Below are 17,936 nucleotides of genomic sequence, written 5' to 3'. Positions count from 1 at the left end.
CTGCTTTACTCAAGTGGTTTTGGGCTAAAGCAATGGATCGTTTCGTAATTTAGTCAATTAAGCTGTAATTGAGATTGTGGGTAAACCAGCTTCAATCCAAGCCTGCATGCCGCCTTGTACAGAAAATATTTTTTCAAAGCCCATACGCTGCAAAGATTGAGTTGCCAAAGCTGAGCGTGCACCTGTACCACAGATCAAATAAATATCTTTTTCAGCTAAATCGGCAAGTGCGCGTTCAACTTCACAGTAATGATTGACAACAGGGTGTTGTGCAATTTTCATTTCGAGCATGCCACGCGGAAAGTTCACAGCACGATCAATTGCACAGGCTTGATGTTCTTCTGGTTCACGTACATCAATCAAAATAATATCAGGATGTTTGCTATACACCTCATAGACATCTTGAACACTCATTTCGGTAATTTGGCTTTTCGCTTCGGTAATCAGTTGATCTGGTGTTTTCATGAAATCACTCACATTTTTTTTGATCCTATATAATATAAACTAATATATTAATTAAGTTTTGATTATTGTAAGCAAATGTGTCTATATGATTTCTCTTTGGAAATAGCCACAGCTAGATAAAATTAGACATGCTATGGTTTAAATCATTTGTTGGAATTTTCAAGTTTTATTTGCTTTGGAGTGTGCAATGTTTAATTTGATGATGTATCTGCCGTGGGGTAAAGTGCCTGAAATAAACGCACAGGATTTGTTACAACAACAGCAAGATGTGCAAATTGTAGATGTACGTACCCGAAAAGAATTTTGTGACAGCCATATTCAAGGTGCGTTGCATTTGCCTTTGAGTCAAATGAATGAATCTAATGTCAAAGCATTATCTTTAGATCCTACAAAGCCTGTAGTGACTATTTGTCTATCTGCACATCGCAGTATTCCTGCAACCAGAAGATTGGCTAAAATGGGTTATCAGGCATCGCAGTTGCAAGGTGGCATGAAAGCATGGTGGAAACAACAAATGCCATGCGTGTCCTCTCAGGTCAAATAAACAAGTGCATTGAGACTATACTTCAATATGCGCAATGTTGACATTTCTAATGCAGCTGATTGTATAGCTTTGTTAATCTTTGCTTAAAAAATAATATCTTATTTAATTATAAGGTATATACTAGATTTAACACTTTTGTTCGATTGTTCAGGGGACGTAAAATGCCTGCAAGATTTTTTGGAATTTTTCTGGGTTTAATTGCAGCGGTATTAATCATTGGTGGATTATTCATCAATATGATCAGTGGTGAAGCTACCGTCGTGGAATACTGGATTTTATTGTTGCTTCCATGTTTCGGTGTACCAATTTTATCTGCAGTGTGCCTAAAAGAAATTGACTAAGCACAAAAGTACAAGTTTTCTTTACATTAAAATTGATAGCTGATTGATTCATCGCATTTGATTTTAATGATACAAAAACCCATGAGATCATGGGTTTTTGTATTTATAGCAAAATAGTTTATCTCGAGTCTTTATGTGAATATTTGCAAAGCAGCGTTGCAGAATTGGGCTGTTCAGTAGCCTAGTCATAGTTATATGCTATTAAAATGTAACGACAATATTTAAGCTCAATAACATGCAAGCATTCCATTATCAGGCATTGCCAATCGATGTTCACTTTGGCGTAGGTCATCTGCAAAAAATCCAAGAGATTTTACGTCCTTATGCCTATCAGCGTATTTTAATTATTACTACTGCAGGGCAACAAGCCGCAGGCGAGCGTTTATTGGCACAAATCCAAGACATGGCTGTAGCGGTCTATCCTCATGCGGTGATGCATGTGCCAAAAGAGGTTGCAGATCAGGCCATTCAAGATGTGCAGCGTTTAGGTGTAGATTGCTGTTTGGCATTAGGCGGTGGCTCTGCGATTGGTTTAGCCAAAGCGATTGCCTTAGAAACTCATTTGCCGATTATTGCAATTCCGACCACTTATGCAGGTAGTGAAATGACAGCGGTGTATGGCATCACCGAAAACCAGCTGAAAACCACAGGCAAAGCAGCTCAAGTTTTGCCTAAAGTTGTGATTTATGATCCTGAATTGACACTCAACTTACCCACTGAAATTTCGGCATGTCCGGGCATGAATGCGATGGCACATGCAGTTGAGGCATTATATGCACAGGATAAAAATCCCATTGTAAGTTTAATGGCGCTAGAGGCGATTACTCAACTGGCACAGGCTTTACCTGAAATTGTGCAAGCGCCTCATAATATGCAGGCACGTGAACACGCTTTATATGGTGCATGGTTGGCTGGTGTGTGTTTGGGTTCGGTGGGGATGGCAATTCATCATAAAATTTGCCATAGCTTAGGTGGACGTTATCAGTTGCCACATGCGCAAACCCACGCCATTGTGTTGGCGTATTCAGTGTATTACAACCGACATGCAGATATTGCTGCAATGAATCAACTGGCAGCGGCTTTAAATGTGTCAGATCGGGAACAGTTGGGCTTGGCGATTTATCAGCTTAACCAAAGATTGAATATTCCAATGGCACTTAAAGATTTAGGATTACCCGAAACAGCACCTGCCCAAGTGGCACGTATTATCTGCGATAGTCCATATTATAATCCACGCGAATATGACTATGCCGAATTAGAGGCCTTATTGACCAAAGCTTATTGGGGACAAGCACCAATCTAATACTGCTGAGAAATAGCATGATAGATAAAAAACCGAAGCCACTTAGACTTCGGTTTTTTATTTGCCGTGACGGATTACGGTTTATACAAGCCTAAATCTTGCAAATGTAATCTAAGAATACGTCGCAGTTCCAATACAGCTTCTGGCGTTTCCTGAATGGAATGTCCGCCTTTAATAATTTTTTCTGAAACAGCGCCATCTAAGTGGGCACTGTTGTAATGCACCACATCGTCATTCATTAACAGATGCTCAGTGCTGTCGGTATTATTGCCAATAATACTGTGATATTTAAATCCTTTGACAGGCAAAATATCTTCAGTTAATTCCGTAAATTTGGAATTTTTACTTAAATCACTCGGTCCATTTTGAATGACGCCATGCCCAATTTCTTTGGTTAGATTTTTTAAATCGACTTCATGTTGCTGCAAGGTATCCGCAAACGCGCTTAAAAATGCAGTCGGTAAGCGAATGACTTTACGTGCTGCAAGGGTGAACCAGCGGTCTGCAAACTCTGTACCTTTATGCGGTGCAGCCAAGAATATTGCACGGTTAAAATTGGTGATGGGTTTAAGGCGCAAACGTGCTTGCAACAAAGGATCAGATTTAAAGCGTTCCAGACGTCGGTTTTTAAGCATTTGCATGGCAGGTTGAGTTAAATCAGTATCGCTGACCAACAAACGTGCCAAAATACCACCCATGCTGTGTCCAATTACTACAGCATCTTTTTTGGCTGCAGCAGAAGGACTGACCTGTTTAAAGCCTTGTTGAAGCAAGGCATAAATTTGGAAACGGCTTTCTAAAATTGGCATATTGGTCGAGTAAAACACTTGCCAGACTTGAAAGTTTTCCCGCAATACAGGATCGCCCATAATATCGTTGGTTAAGCGAATCCACGCTTCGGGGCTACTGGCCAAACCATGAATGAGGACAATGACTTTTTTATTCGGATTATACGGCTCAAGTAAGTACAAATGCGGCATACTGAGTCGTTCTTCACGATCAATTAAGGATAAATAAGCCGATTTACCTAAATTATTTTGCGCTAACCACAAGCCATAAGGTGCAGAAAAGTTAGCTGCAAGCGGGTAGTTCTTTTGTGCAATTTGGGCAGATTCATATTTATACGGATCATAAGCCTTGAGCTTAAAATGCGGCCGATTCAAAATATCTTCAATGGAATTGGCGCTATGTGGTTCTGCAGTGATTGTCGCGGCTAAATAGCGAGCTTGGTGAATATTTGGATTTTTTCCTGCAGGATAATCATATTTTAGCGGATCAATAATATATTTGCTTTTGCTCAGATCATCGTTTGGATTTTCAGGCAATACCACCAGAAATTCAGACCCAAAACCATCACGGCGCGTGACCGAGCGCAAACCCGAAAAGTTCAGGTTATAGGTTGACATCAACTGCTGAATTTTTTGTTGTTTCAGCTGCGGGTAGTACTCAAAATCAATGTCATAAATGCTGTTGCCAACACGAATTTGTTGTTGCAATTCATCGTGTTTATAGCGCAGCGCATAGCTGCTGACCAATTTGGCAATCGCCTGATTATAAAAATCCCGAATTTGGACTTGTCTGTTATCAAAAAGACGGTCTTGCGGCGCACGTTTGGTTTTAAACATGTAGGCGTAACTATAACGAATACTTTGATCGAGCATGTGCAATTGCTGATCTAAACATTGTTCATAATTGGCCTGATGAATTTTTTGTTGTTCTTCCGATCTTTTACTGTTCAGAATACTGATTTTACAGGACGATGAATTTTCCAGTTCAATCGCTTTCGCTAAATATAATTCACTGGCGGTTGAGAGCAGTTGTTCATCCTGAATTTGTGGGATTTGCTTGAGTGCACTCACACATTCTTCAGGTTTTTCGGCACAAATATTGGCTTCACGTCCTGTCATCGACAAGACATTTAAACTGGCTTCACTCAGTTTTTTGCGCGATAAAATACTATCACGTTCATTGGCAATACTAACTTTTAACGCCTGATTTTTAACACTGACCACCTGACAACCAGACAGCAGTGTTGTACTGAGCAATGCAGCAATCACAATTTTATTCATGGAAAGTCTGGCTTAATTTTTAAGATTTTTTTCCATCATACGTTTTTTTAAAGCTTTTTCAATTGCGTAGAAAGCAAAATAGACCGTCGAAACGGTCTATTTTTAGGTATTTTTGTATCGATTTTTTATTAAGTGCGTGGTGCGATCACTTGCCACACATTCCAGCGACCTTGCTTTTCAATTTCAGCAATCAAACGGTCAGCCACTTCGGCTTCTTGCGGGTATTTGATTTTATAGTTTTTCAAAGTTTGTACTGCATTTTTCTTTTGTTCCATGGCAATATAATTGTTTGCCGCAGACAAATAAGCTTCCTGCACACCTGCTTTCATGGCTTTGTCTAAATAAGGAATGGCTTCACGATGACCGCCACCTTCAGACAGACCGAAACCAAACCAGAAATTCGCTTCGGCATCTTCCTGATTAATTTTTAAGATACGCTGCGCATAGTTAAGTGAGCGTGTGGTGTAAACAGAGCCTAAGTCTAGGTTACGTGCCATAACACTGGCTTTAAATGCACGCATCAAAATATCAAAAGAGGCATTTTCATTGGCTGCCAAAGTGTCTAATTGTTGAGTCACTTCTTTGAGCTTTGCCTCGAAACCACGACGTTCCTGACGTTCGCTAAAACGTGGTGGATAGTGACGTGCTTTGCCTTCGACCAATTGTAAGAAGTCATCAATTTCGGTGATGTCAATTTCGTTTTCACCTGCCAAAACTGCAAACTTCAAGCTACGGGCATTGTTATTGACCGTAGGTACAATCAATTTGTTTTGATCTAAGGTAATGCTTTTGCTTGGATCATTTGGGTTAGTAACCACCATTTTAGTCACAGGCTGTGCTGCTGCTTTTTGTAGGTTAATTTCAAATGGTGGTGGGGCATCATAATTAAATGGATTTAAGGCATAGAATGGTGCACTTAATTCAGGTTCGGTAAATACGATAGGTGGTTTTACTTCTTGTTTTGGTGGTGCAACACAGGCGCTAACGAGCGTTGCGGCTAGAATACTGAGTGCCAAAGGCTTAAGGGTCATGGTGTTCTTCCGTTCAATTTATTTTAAAAGTGAGAGGTGATTGTGTCGGATTAAAATATTGCATGTCGGTCAGTCTAAGAAATCTGTTCCGAACATGCAATACAATTGAGGGGGCTTAGTTACACAGTGATACGAAGTTTTTTTAAGTATATAGGATTGATCAAATAAACAGCCCTATTTACTTTGTGCTTCACACTCACGTCTAACATCTTCAATTATTTTTAATTCTTCTGCACTATAAGGTTGTTCATTTTGCTGTGGGTTTTTAAAGCTTGGGTCAAGTAAAGAGAGACGCTGACATAATAAATTCATACGTTTTTCATTTTGTTCCAAGCGATCTAGTAATACTCGCATGCCGTCCAATACTGGGTCAGATTGGTCCTGCGTTGCTGCATAAGGTTGGAAACCAATACTGGCAGCATAATCACGACGACGTGCTTCCTGATCATCGGCAGGTTTATTTTTCATAATAAAGCGCGCAGGGTTACCCACAGCAGTTGCGCCTTCAGGTACTTCTTTGGTCACAACCGCATTAGAGCCAACTTTGGCATTTTTATGTACGGTGAATGGGCCTAGAATTTTCGCGCCTGCACCGACTACTACGCCATCTTCCAAAGTTGGATGACGTTTGCCTTTATTCCACGTTGTGCCGCCTAAAGTCACGCCATGATATAAGGTGACATCATCACCAATTTCAGCAGTTTCACCAATCACCACGCCCATGCCATGGTCAATAAAAAAGCGACGACCAATTTTTGCACCGGGATGAATTTCAATTCCTGTAGCAAAACGGCTAAATGACGAGAGTAGACGTGCCGACCCCTTGCAGTCTTTGTTCCATAATTCATGCGCCACACGATGCATAATTAAAGCGTGAATTCCTGGATAAGTGGTTAAGACTTCAAGTGTATTTCGAGCAGCAGGATCGCGCGCGAAGACAGCTTGAATGTCTTCTTTGAGCTGTTTAAGCATTAGTTTGATCCTCGTCCTGTGTTGATGTAGATTTTTTCCATGAACCGTTATTCATTGCTTGTACGCGGCTAAAAATACCGCGAAGTAAATGGTATTCCATACGATCTAATTGTATACGTCCGAAAAGCCGACGCAAGCGCAAAGGCAATAATCGTGGATTTTTTGGATCCATAAATTCAATTTCTGCCAGCATTTTTTCTAAATGTGGATAGAACTGTTGCATTTGTTCATGGTTGACCAAAGGTTCATCCCATTGCATCGCTTCAGAATCTGTCACTTGCATCGTCGCTGCAGGATCGGCAATTTTTCCGACAATATCGATGGCAGCCATACGCATTTCATAGCAAATCACTTGAATGGCTTGAGCAACATTGAGCACACCATATTCTTCATTGACAGGAATCGTCACGTGATAATTCGCCAAAGCCAGCTCTTCATTGGTTAAACCACGATCTTCACGTCCAAAAATAATGGCAACATTTTGCCCATGCTGTGCCACAGCATTTAACGACTTTTCTGCCGCAGGGCGTGCATCTAAGAGTGGCCAAGGAATAGTACGACTACGTGCACTGGTGCCAAAGACCAAATGGCAGTCGGCAATTGCATCTTCGAGCTGTTCAACCACTTCAATCTGTTCAATTAAATCGGTTGCACCTGCCGCCAAAGCATCAATATCTGGATGCGGATAGGTTTTTGGAGCAACCAAAACCAATTTACATAGCCCCATGGTTTTCATGGCGCGTAAGGCACTACCGATGTTGGCAGGCAGGGTGGTATTCACCATGACAATACGCACGTGGGAGAGGTGTGCGGCAACAGCTGCATTGTCGGTTTGACTCATAACAAATCCAGATGGGTTAAATTTTTAATTAAGAATATTGATCAACTTCGGTATGGTATAAATCCATAGCATCATCCATGCTCATATCAGCAGGTGGTGGAGCAATCGATGCAGGTTTCGCCACATCGACAGCTTTCGCGGCTTTGGATTTCACTTGATATTCGATATGCAGGCTTTCTTTACCAAAATAGTCACGCAATTTGACCAAGGCTTCATCTAAGGGTGCGATTTTCCACTGAATGCCCAAATGTAATTCTGCAGTGGCATAAGCATAGTCAAGGTGCAATAAAACAGGAATATGCGTGCATAAATCCACATTACAATAAGGCAGCAACATATTTTGTAAGTCTTGACTCAAGGTCTTGCTTAAATGTTCTGCATGCAAGTGAATTTGAATACTATTGGCGCGTTTTTGACGAATTTCATTCAAGCTAAACGCTTTGGTTAAGCGTCCCATTGGGCGGTCAAAACCTTCACGTTCGTAAATTTCGCCTTCAATCACCACCACTTTTTCAGTTTGTACAATATCTTTAAAGCGTTGGAAGCGCTCATGGTTGGCAGATACTTCAATACGTGCCGTACCATCATCTAAAGTGACCACCATCCGATTTGGGAAGTTGGCGACATCCACCACCAAGCCTGCAAAGACGGTGGTCACGCCACGACGGGTTGGCGTCAGTTCATTAATTTTACTTGGAATAAAGGCTTTTAATTCATTGCGATAGACATCAATCGGGTGACCAGTGAGGTAAAGTCCAAGTGTGTCTTTTTCACCTTTAAGTCGGACTTCATCTGACCATGGTTTTACAGGTTTGGCAGGCTTACGTTGTACTTCTTCAACTTCACCAAATAAATCCATGATGCCTGTTTCACGGTTGGAACGTGCTTGTTCCGCCGCTTGTACCGCTTCTGGCAATTGTGCCATTAAACTTGAGCGTTCGATGCCTAAACAGTCTAATGCACCCGCACGAATTAAGGCTTCAAGGGTTCGTTTGTTGATTTTTTTCAAATCAATACGATGACAGAAGTCAAATAAATCGCGGTATGGACCTTCTTTTTGGCGAGAATCAATCACCGATTGCATGGCTTGTTCGCCCACGCCTTTAATTGCGCCAAGTCCGTAGACAATGGTGCGTTCATCGCTGGCGTGGAAATGATACAAAGACATATTTACCGAAGGTGGTAAAACTTCCAGACCATTGTGGCGACAGTCATCAATCAGGAACACCACGTTATCGGTGTTTTGCATTTCCGACGACATTACTGCAGCCAAGAATTCGGCAGGGTAATGTGCTTTCAGCCATGCCGTCTGATAGGCAACGAGGGCATAAGCAGCCGCGTGGGATTTGTTAAAACCGTAGCCTGCGAACTTTTCCATATAGTCGAAAATATGGTTGGCTGTGGCGGCATCAATGTCTTTTTTCGCAGCACCTTCAATAAAGATTTGGCGCTGTTTCACCATTTCTTCAGGTTTTTTCTTACCCATAGCACGACGTAGTAAGTCCGCACCACCGAGGGTATAGCCTGCACAATACTGTGCCGCCTGCATTACCTGTTCCTGATAAACCATAATGCCGTAGGTTGGTTCAAGCACACCTTCTAGCAAAGGATGCAGATACTCAAACTCGCCACCGTGCATACGGTGAATAAAGTCTGGAATGAGATCCATCGGGCCAGGACGATACAAGGACACGAAGGCAATAATTTCCTCAAATTTGCTTGGGCGTGCTTCTTTCAGCATCTTTTTCATGCCCACGGATTCAAACTGGAATACCGCTGTGGTGTTGGCATTGGCAAAGACTAAATAGGCGTCTTTATCGTCCAATGGAATATGGGCAATATCTAGCGGTGTATCGGCTTGGATGCGTTTATTGATATTTTGTACTGCATCTTCAATAACCGTCAGGTTACGTAAACCCAAGAAGTCAAATTTGACCAAACCTGCCGATTCAACATCGTCTTTATCGTATTGTGCAACACGGGCGGTTCCATCAGCATCGCACATAACCGCAGAAAAGTCGGTGATTTTGGTGGGTGCAATCACCACACCACCTGCGTGTTTGCCTGTGTTGCGGGTAATGCCTTCAAGTTTTAAAGCCATTTCCCAAATTTCTGAAGCATCGTCATAGTCTGGGTTAGATGGATTGGTCACCACATCTTTCAGCTGTGGTTCGGCTTCAATTGATTCTTCCAAACTAAGCCCTAAAGGTTTAGTTGGAATCAGTTTAGAAATACGGTCTGCCAAACCATAAGACTTGCCCAAAACCCGTGCGACATCTCGAATCGCACCTTTGGCGGCCATAGTACCGAAAGTGGCAATTTGTGATACCGCATCACGTCCATAGGTGCGTGCCACATAATCAATGACTTTATCGCGTCCTGCAATACAGAAATCGACGTCAAAGTCGGGCATGGATACACGTTCTGGGTTTAAGAAACGCTCAAAGAGTAGTTCATAACGCAATGGGTCTAAGTCGGTAATTTTTAAGCTATAGGCGACCAATGAACCCGCGCCCGAACCACGACCCGGCCCAACAGGTACACCATTATTTTTAGACCATTGAATAAAGTCCATGACGATGAGGAAGTAACCCGGGAAGCCCATCGAATTAATAATATTAATTTCGTATTCAATTCGCTCATCATAAGGTTTGCGAATCTCTGCCCAGTCTTCATCGCGCTGCGCGACAGGATAGAGCACATTTAGACGTTCTTCTAAACCTTGTTTGGATAGGTGTGCGAAGTAGGTATCAATGGTGTGTCCGTCTGGAATTGGATAATCTGGAAGGAAATATTTACCCAATTGCAGCGTGACGTTACAGCGTTTGGCAATGTGATAGCTGTTTTCAATAGCACTTGGAATGTCGGAAAATAATTCCGTCATTTCTACAGCGGTTTTAAAATATTGCTCAGGACTGTAAGTTTTAGGACGACGGTTATCTCCTAAAACATAACCTTCGGCAATGCAGACTCGCGCTTCATGCGCTTCATAATCTTCACGGCGGACAAAGTGCACATCATTATGTGCCACCACACCAATATTATATTTTTTAGCTAATTTAACTGCTTCGGCAATAAAAGCATCTTCATCGGGACGATCTGTACGGGTCAGTGCCAAATAAACCCGATTACCAAATTTTTCGATCCATTCTTCCAGCAACGGTTCGGCTTTTTGTGGATTGGACGTGATCAGCATTTTGCCGACATCACTTTGAATGCCGAGTAACAGAATCAGATCATCGGCTTGTTCTAAAATCCATGCTTTATTGACGCAAGGGATATTGAGTTGCTGACCTTCAATATAGCCACGCGACACCAGTTCGGTCAGATTGCGCCAGCCGTGATTGTTCATCGACAATAGCGTCACACGATGATCGGCATCATTTAAACGCAGCACTGAACCTAAAATCGGTTTGATGCCTTGCCCCAAACATTTGCCATAAAACTTTACGGCAGCGTGCAGGTTAGAGAGATCGGTCAATGCCAAAGCAGGCATTTCTTCATTGACTGCAGCTTTAATCAAGTCAGGTACGCGTACAATCGACTCGGTAATCGAAAATTCTGTATGTATACCTAAATGAACAAAGCGCATGAATCAGTCCCTTAAAAAATCACGGGTTAGTTTAGCATGCTCTGCTCAAGACAAAACATGCTGCAAAGTTTTTCCTACGGTTTTCGATGATCTTGACCGTATATCAAAATTTCAGTTTTTTGGATGTTGATATGGCGTGAATCACGTATGCATGGAGAAGGAGTGTGGTTTTAACCCCTTACACACTCATACGAGTAGCAAGGAGTTAAATGGTGAATCTATTTCTGATGTGTAGATGAAAGATTTATCTGAGTTTAGATAACCAATCGCCTAAACTTTGCACCAATTGCACTAAAATTAATAAGACCACCACGGTTAGCATCACGACACTACTATCAAAGCGTTGATAACCATAAGAAATAGCAAGGTCACCAATGCCGCCTGCACCGACTGCGCCTGCCATAGCAGTTGCGCCAATTAAGCTAATGGTGGCTGTGGTTAGGTTCAAAATGAGTGAGCTACGTGCTTCAGGTAAAATAAATTTGAAGATAATCTGTAAGGGTGTAGCACCCATTGCCTGTGCAGATTCGACAATCCCTTCATTGACTTCAAGCAGTGAAGTTTCTACCAAACGACCAATATACGGGCCGACATAAATGGTCAGTGGAACAATGGCTGCCCAAGTTCCGATGGATGTACCCACTAACAATTTAGTCAGCGGAATCACCGCAATCAATAAAATAATAAAGGGTAGGGAGCGCAGTGCGTTTACAATCGGGTTAAGCCCGTGATAAATCACACGGTTTGGCAAAATACCTGTCGGACGAGTCACTACAAGGGTAATGCCCTGAATAAAGCCCCAGATACAACCAAACAACATGGCAAAGAACACCATGTGAAAGGTCTCTTGTAAGGCTGTAACAAACTGGTCAATAGATAAAGAGCTTTTCCAGAAAGGCGCAGTTACTGAGGTCAGCCACTGTACAATTAAATCTCTCATGCTTGTACTCCTGACTGTTCAACTTCAACACCATTGGCTTGCAGAAATTCAAGTGCTTGTTGAATGACGCTTGCATCACCGAGCAATTGTATAAACATTTGCCCAATCACAGCGCCATCAATTTCGGTCATATTGGCAAATAAAATATTCAGGCTGATATCAAACTGTTTAATGACGGCTTGAATTACGGTTTCCTGAGCTGATTTACCTAAAAACTTCAGACAATAAATGCTGTGCTGATTTTGATTTTCCAGATTATTCAAAATATTGATAGGCAATTGCTGCTGCAACACGGTTTGAATAAAGCTTTTGGTGGTCGGATGTTGCGGTTGACTAAATATTTCTAGGGTTGAACCTGTTTCAATGACTTTGCCTTGTTCCATCACCGCCACATAATCACAAACCGATTCAATCACATCCATTTCATGTGTGACCATTACAATGGTAATGCCTTGTTCGCGGTTAATTTTTTTCAGTAATTCCAGCACAGATTTGGTGGTTTGTGGATCAAGTGCTGAAGTTGCTTCATCGCAGAGTAAAATTTTAGGATGATTGGCTAGCGCACGCGCAATACCGACACGTTGTTTTTGTCCGCCTGAAAGTTCATCAGGGTAGGCGTCTTTTTTATGTTTTAAATCAATAAACTCAAGTAATTCATTTAAACGCTTTTCGCGTTCGGCTTTGTTCCAGCCTAACAGTTTCATCGGCATTTCAATATTGGCAGCCACAGTTTTGGTCTGCAATAAATTGAAGTGCTGAAAAATCATTCCAATATGGGCACGTTCTTGACGTAATTCGCGGGCATTGAGTGCAGTAAAATCTTTTTGATGAATGATGACTTGCCCAGCATTTGGGCGCTCCAACAAATTTATCAAGCGGATTAACGTACTTTTACCTGCACCACTATAGCCAATAATGCCAAAAATACTGCCTGTTGGAATTTGTAGGTTAATTTGATCCAACGCACGCAGTGTTTGACCTTTGAGCTGATAGTGCTTTGAAATGTTTTTAAATTCAATCATATCGTCAAGAAATGTCCATAAATGAAAAAACAGGCAAAGTTCGCTTTGCCTGTTTTGTTTAACGCATTATATTACTATTTTGCTGCTTCAGTGAAATAGCTGACAGGTTTATTTACCGCAACTTTTGTTCCGCCAAAGTGCTGATCAATATATTGCTTCACTGCTTCGGTATGATACAACGCACCTACTTTTTGCAAGATTGGGTCATTTTGACGATCTGCAGCAGTAGCGAGAATGTTGACATTCATTTTTGTGCTTTGGTCAATTGGCTCGTAATAAATTGAATCTTTAAGCACGTTTAAACCACCTTCCATTGCAAGAGTGTTGCCCAAAACAATTGCATCGACTTCATCTTTTACGCGTACAGCCGTTGCCATTTGAATCGGTTTGATTTGAATTTGCTTCGCATTTTCTACGATGTCTGCAGGCGTACCTTGAACATTGTCAAAACCATCTTTCAGTTTAACCAAACCAGCCGATTGAAGTAATAACAGTGCACGTGATTCATTGGCACCATCATTTGGAATAGCAATGGTTGCACCTGTTTTGAACTCATCCAACTTTTTCACTTTGCTTGAGTAAATACCCATTGGCTCTAAGTAAGTTGTCGCTACTGGTGCAATTTGATCTTTATTGTTGGCATTAAATGCCACCATATAGGCATAAGATTGGAATGCGTTAAGATCAATTTCTTTATTTGCTACCGCTGTGTTCATTGACACGTAATCGGTGAAGTTTTTCACTTCAAGTTGAATACCTGCTGCTTTGGTTTCAGGTAAGTCGGCAATAAAACGCCAAATATCTGCATCTGAACCAGTCGATGCCATAGTGACAGTGTGTAGAGCAGAAGAATCTTTTTGTGCCGCGTCAGTCGCAGGCGCTTCTTGTTTGCCACAGCCAGCCAAGCCAACTGAAAGACCAAGTACAAGACCAAGGAGCTTTTTCATGAATATATCCCGAGCAAGTTTAAGCAGTGCCTAAAGTTGCCAATGATTGAGAAGAATCAAATCAGCACGATGGATGGAATCGCATGATGATGATTTTGTATGTTTCTCAAATATGTTGTAGGTATTGTTTGAGTACTGAAAAAGTCAGCCCACAGCTCAATCAATAATTTTGAGATGGATGGGCAATTCACTTTTTCAAAAGATGCACCATCATAACAATAAAAAATAATTCTATATAGTGCTGTGTATGTTATGCATATCACTGTTTTTACAACAGAAAGCGAATAAGTCAAAATAAGTTCTTATAAATAAATATATTCTGTAAAGATTAAGGATTTGAACAAGTGTTTAAATATTTAGGTGCTTTAAAATTTATTCTGCAATCGATAGTAAAAAACGAGATATGAAATTGTCGGTATGAAATCGGCTTAGTTACAAGAATCAGAACATGGCTGTAAATACATAAAAGAAGTTATGAATGATTTTTCCAACGATAATATATCGCCCATATATAAGGCAAACAGAGTAACAATGAACCTATCCCTATAAAAACATAAGCCAAATATATTAATCCTGCAAAAATAAAAAGTATTTGCAATGTAAACTCAACGAATATTGAAATTAAAAATTCTTTGAAGCTTTTTATTTTTTGCATGTTTATTGATCTAAAGTATTTTATAAACGTAGATCATCACAATGTACATGGGTTACAACCTGATAAACAAAAAGCTCGTACAGTGACGAGCTTTTTTATGGACTTAAATTTTTAGACTAAACTAAAAATTTTAAGCATTTTCACGAGCAATGGCACGATAGCCAATATCTTTACGATATTGCACACCATCAAAGGTAACTTTTTCGCACAGTTCAAGGGCTTTAGCTTGCGCTTCGCCAATGGTATTACCGAGCGCAGTTACACACAGTACACGACCACCATTGGTCACAATCTCACCATCGGCATTGCTTGCTGTACCTGCGTGGAATACTTTCGCATCTGCCATTTGTGTTTCTAAACCAGAAATCACATCACCTTTGCCTGAAGTTTCAGGGTAACCCGCAGTCGCCAATACAATCCCGACAGTTTTGCGTTCATCCCAGTCTGCTTCGGCAGGTAAGTTGCCAGCAATACCTGCTTCAACCAAATCTACCAAAGATGACTTTAAGCGCATCATAATTGGTTGTGTTTCTGGGTCACCAAAACGGCAGTTAAACTCGATCACTTTTGGTTGACCTTTGTCGTCAATCATTAAGCCTGCGTATAAGAAACCTGTATAAACATGACCGTCTTTTTTCATACCTTCAACAGTAGGACGCATCACTTCATTCATGGTTTTTTCAAATACGTCTGCAGTCACGACAGGGGCAGGAGAGTATGCACCCATACCACCAGTATTTGGACCTTGGTCGCCTTCAAAAATACGCTTGTGGTCTTGTGAAGTTGCCATAGGAAGGATGTTGTCGCCATCAATCATACAAATGAAAGAAGCTTCTTCACCTGCAAGGAATTCTTCAATGACTACACGTGAACCTGCATCACCAAATTTGTTGCCTGCTAGCATGTCATCAATAGCATCAAATGCTTCTTGATTGGTCATCGCCACGATCACGCCTTTACCTGCAGCAAGACCGTCCGCCTTGATCACGATTGGAGCACCATTTTTTTCAACAAATGCTTTTGCCGCATCAACTTCGGTGAATACGTCATAGAATGCAGTTGGAATGTTGTGACGTTTTAAAAAGTGCTTGGCAAAGGCTTTAGAACCTTCAAGCTGTGCAGCAAACTGGGTTGGGCCCCAAATTTTTAAACCCGCTTCACGGCAGGCATCTACTACACCATTGACCAGTGGTGCTTCAGGGCCAACAATGATTAAATCAACAGCATTATTTTTGGCAAAGTCGATGATTGCAGGGTTATTTTGAATATCTAACGCTACATTCTCGCATTTGTTTTCTGTTGCCGTACCTGCATTACCCGGTGCAACGAAGACTTTAGCGACTTTGTCATCTTGTGCGATTTTCCATGCCAACGCATGTTCACGACCGCCGCTACCTAAAACTAAAATATTCATCTAAAAATCCCTCAAAGAATAAAATCCCCCTAGCGAAGCTATGCTTTTCACCCTTGAAAAGGAAGGAGATTGTGCATAAAAACACAGTTCCCTTACGTGAAAAGTCCCCCTTTTATAAAAAAGGGGGATTTCGGAGGATTATTAAATACGACTTCTAATTAATGAGTTTAATTAGTGACGGAAATGACGCATGCCAGTGAAGACCATTGCAATACCAGCTTCATCTGCTGCTGCAATCGTTTCTTCATCACGCATAGAACCACCCGGTTGAATAATGCATTTGATACCAGCTTTAGCTGCGTTATCAATACCATCACGGAATGGGAAGAATGCGTCAGATGCCATTACTGCACCTTCAACCACTAAACCTGCATGTTCTGCTTTAATGGCAGCAATACGAGCAGAGTTTACACGGCTCATTTGACCTGCGCCAACACCAATGGTCTGACGGTTTTTCGCATAAACAATTGCGTTCGATTTTACGTATTTCGCAACTTTCCAAGCAAAGATCATATCGTCAATTTCTTGTTCAGTTGGTGCACGTTTGGTCACAACTTTTAAGTCATCTTTCGTGATCATGCCCAAGTCTTGGTCTTGAACCAATAAACCGCCGTTGACACGTTTGTAATCCATTTGTGGAGCGCGTGCATCAATCGCAGGAAGCTCACCACATACCAATACACGTACGTTTTTCTTCGCGCCAGTCACTTCAAGTACGCCATCTGCAATGCTAGGCGCAATGATTACTTCAACGAATTGACGGTCTACAATCGCTTGTGCAGTCGCAACGTCTAACTCACGGTTAAACGCAATGATGCCACCAAATGCAGATTCAGGGTCAGTTGCATAAGCAAGGTCATAAGCTGCTTGAATACCGTCTAAAGAGACAGCAACACCACATGGGTTCGCGTGTTTTACGATCACACAAGCAGGTTTTGCAAATGATTTCACACATTCAAGTGCGGCATCAGTATCTGCAATGTTGTTATAAGATAATTCTTTACCTTGAAGCTGTTTCGCTGTAGAAACAGAAGCTTCAGTTGCAGCAGGGTCTACATAGAACGCTGCAGATTGATGCGGGTTTTCGCCGTAACGTAAATCTTGCGCTTTGTTCAATTGTGTATTGAATGTACGTGCAAATTGGTCAGCAGTACCTTCTTCTTTACCTACACGTGCACCTAAGTAAGAGGCGATCATGCCGTCATATTGTGCAGTGTGTTCAAATGCTTTCACTGCCAAATCAAAACGAGTTTCGTAAGACAATGCACCGTTGCTTTTCATTTCTGCAATAACAGTCGCATAGTCAGAAGCATTTACTACAATACCTACAGAAGCATGGTTTTTCGCTGCAGCGCGAACCATAGTAGGGCCACCAATGTCGATGTTCTCAATCGCATCTGCAAGTGAACAATTTGGTTTTGCAACAGTCGCAGCAAATGGATAAAGGTTAACAACAACCAAGTCGATGGCATCAATATTGTGTTCTGCCATGACTGCTTCGTCTAGACCACGACGAGCCAAGATACCGCCATGAATTTTTGGGTGTAACGTTTTTACACGACCATCCATCATTTCAGGGAAACCAGTATGCTCTGATACTTCTACGACAGCAATATTGTTGTCTTTAAGCAACTTATAAGTACCGCCAGTAGATAAAATTTCTACCCCAAGAGCAGCAAGGTCTTGTGCAAATTCAACAATACCTGTTTTGTCAGAAACAGAGATTAAAGCGCGTTTAATAGTCATGATCTTCGTCACAGTTTTCAATTACAGATTAAAACAAACTAGCAAAATGCAGGT

14 protein-coding genes are annotated in these 17,936 nt (G+C 41.5%); 3 read left to right on the top strand and 11 right to left on the bottom strand.

The genetic code is table 11. The features are described 5' to 3' along the window. Positions 1–57 precede the first annotated feature (57 nt). Entirely contained in the window at positions 58–465 is a 408-nt protein-coding gene (locus AC07E5_RS05600; protein ID WP_004973106.1) for a rhodanese-like domain-containing protein, read from the bottom strand. Positions 466–652: 187 nt separating this feature from the next. Here AC07E5_RS05600 and AC07E5_RS05595 point away from each other — a divergent pair, with 187 nt between their 5' ends. From AC07E5_RS05595 to AC07E5_RS05585, 3 genes are all read left to right on the top strand, one after another. After that, entirely contained in the window at positions 653–1,009 is a 357-nt protein-coding gene (locus AC07E5_RS05595; RefSeq protein WP_286415965.1) for a rhodanese-like domain-containing protein, read from the top strand. 161 nt (positions 1,010–1,170) lie between these two features. Next, positions 1,171–1,350 (top strand): hypothetical protein, encoded by a 180-nt coding sequence (locus tag AC07E5_RS05590; protein ID WP_096900920.1) that lies wholly within the window; start codon positions 1,171–1,173, stop codon positions 1,348–1,350. 235 nt (positions 1,351–1,585) lie between these two features. After that, positions 1,586–2,653: a maleylacetate reductase gene (locus AC07E5_RS05585; protein ID WP_180005690.1), complete on the top strand. Its 1,068-nt coding sequence runs from the start codon at positions 1,586–1,588 to the stop codon at positions 2,651–2,653. Positions 2,654–2,727: 74 nt separating this feature from the next. Here AC07E5_RS05585 and AC07E5_RS05580 read toward each other — a convergent pair whose 3' ends face one another. The 10 genes from AC07E5_RS05580 to purH form a co-directional block, all read right to left on the bottom strand. Continuing rightward, a complete protein-coding gene (locus AC07E5_RS05580) occupies positions 2,728–4,722 on the bottom strand; it encodes an esterase/lipase family protein (protein ID WP_004973116.1) in 1,995 nt (664 codons plus the stop codon). 128 nt (positions 4,723–4,850) lie between these two features. Then, positions 4,851–5,753 carry an ABUW_2363 family tetratricopeptide repeat lipoprotein gene (locus tag AC07E5_RS05575; protein ID WP_004973117.1) on the bottom strand — a complete coding sequence of 301 codons (903 nt, stop codon included), beginning with the start codon at positions 5,751–5,753 and terminating at the stop codon, positions 4,851–4,853. A 174-nt stretch (positions 5,754–5,927) separates the two neighbouring features. Next, positions 5,928–6,725, bottom strand: coding sequence for a serine O-acetyltransferase (cysE, locus tag AC07E5_RS05570; RefSeq protein WP_004973118.1), 798 nt, complete (start codon positions 6,723–6,725; stop codon positions 5,928–5,930). Then, positions 6,718–7,566, bottom strand: a complete 849-nt coding sequence (locus tag AC07E5_RS05565; protein ID WP_225530816.1) for an RNA methyltransferase — start codon at positions 7,564–7,566, stop codon at positions 6,718–6,720. Before AC07E5_RS05565 ends, cysE begins: the two co-directional genes overlap by 8 nt. A 28-nt stretch (positions 7,567–7,594) precedes the next feature. Continuing rightward, positions 7,595–11,158 carry a DNA polymerase III subunit alpha gene (dnaE, locus tag AC07E5_RS05560; protein ID WP_498624891.1) on the bottom strand — a complete coding sequence of 1,188 codons (3,564 nt, stop codon included), beginning with the start codon at positions 11,156–11,158 and terminating at the stop codon, positions 7,595–7,597. A gap of 244 nt (positions 11,159–11,402) precedes the next feature. Further along, the gene (locus AC07E5_RS05555) at positions 11,403–12,098 is read right to left on the bottom strand and encodes a methionine ABC transporter permease (RefSeq protein WP_004973122.1); all 696 of its coding nucleotides are present in this window, start codon (positions 12,096–12,098) and stop codon (positions 11,403–11,405) included. Next, positions 12,095–13,120 carry a methionine ABC transporter ATP-binding protein gene (locus tag AC07E5_RS05550; protein WP_004973123.1) on the bottom strand — a complete coding sequence of 342 codons (1,026 nt, stop codon included), beginning with the start codon at positions 13,118–13,120 and terminating at the stop codon, positions 12,095–12,097. The genes AC07E5_RS05555 and AC07E5_RS05550 overlap by 4 nt, the downstream gene beginning before the upstream one ends. A gap of 74 nt (positions 13,121–13,194) precedes the next feature. Then, positions 13,195–14,067, bottom strand: a complete 873-nt coding sequence (locus AC07E5_RS05545) for a MetQ/NlpA family ABC transporter substrate-binding protein (RefSeq protein WP_096900915.1) — start codon at positions 14,065–14,067, stop codon at positions 13,195–13,197. A gap of 785 nt (positions 14,068–14,852) precedes the next feature. Next, the gene (gene purD / locus AC07E5_RS05540; protein ID WP_004973125.1) at positions 14,853–16,136 is read right to left on the bottom strand and encodes a phosphoribosylamine--glycine ligase; all 1,284 of its coding nucleotides are present in this window, start codon (positions 16,134–16,136) and stop codon (positions 14,853–14,855) included. Between the two features lie 171 nt (positions 16,137–16,307). Next, positions 16,308–17,882 (bottom strand): bifunctional phosphoribosylaminoimidazolecarboxamide formyltransferase/IMP cyclohydrolase, encoded by a 1,575-nt coding sequence (purH, locus tag AC07E5_RS05535; protein ID WP_004973127.1) that lies wholly within the window; start codon positions 17,880–17,882, stop codon positions 16,308–16,310. Between the last annotated feature and the right edge of the window lie 54 nt (positions 17,883–17,936).

This window comes from Acinetobacter seohaensis (assembly GCF_056431365.1).
Note: the sequence above shows the minus strand (reverse complement) of the source record. Positions and strands in the feature narration are given on the sequence as shown.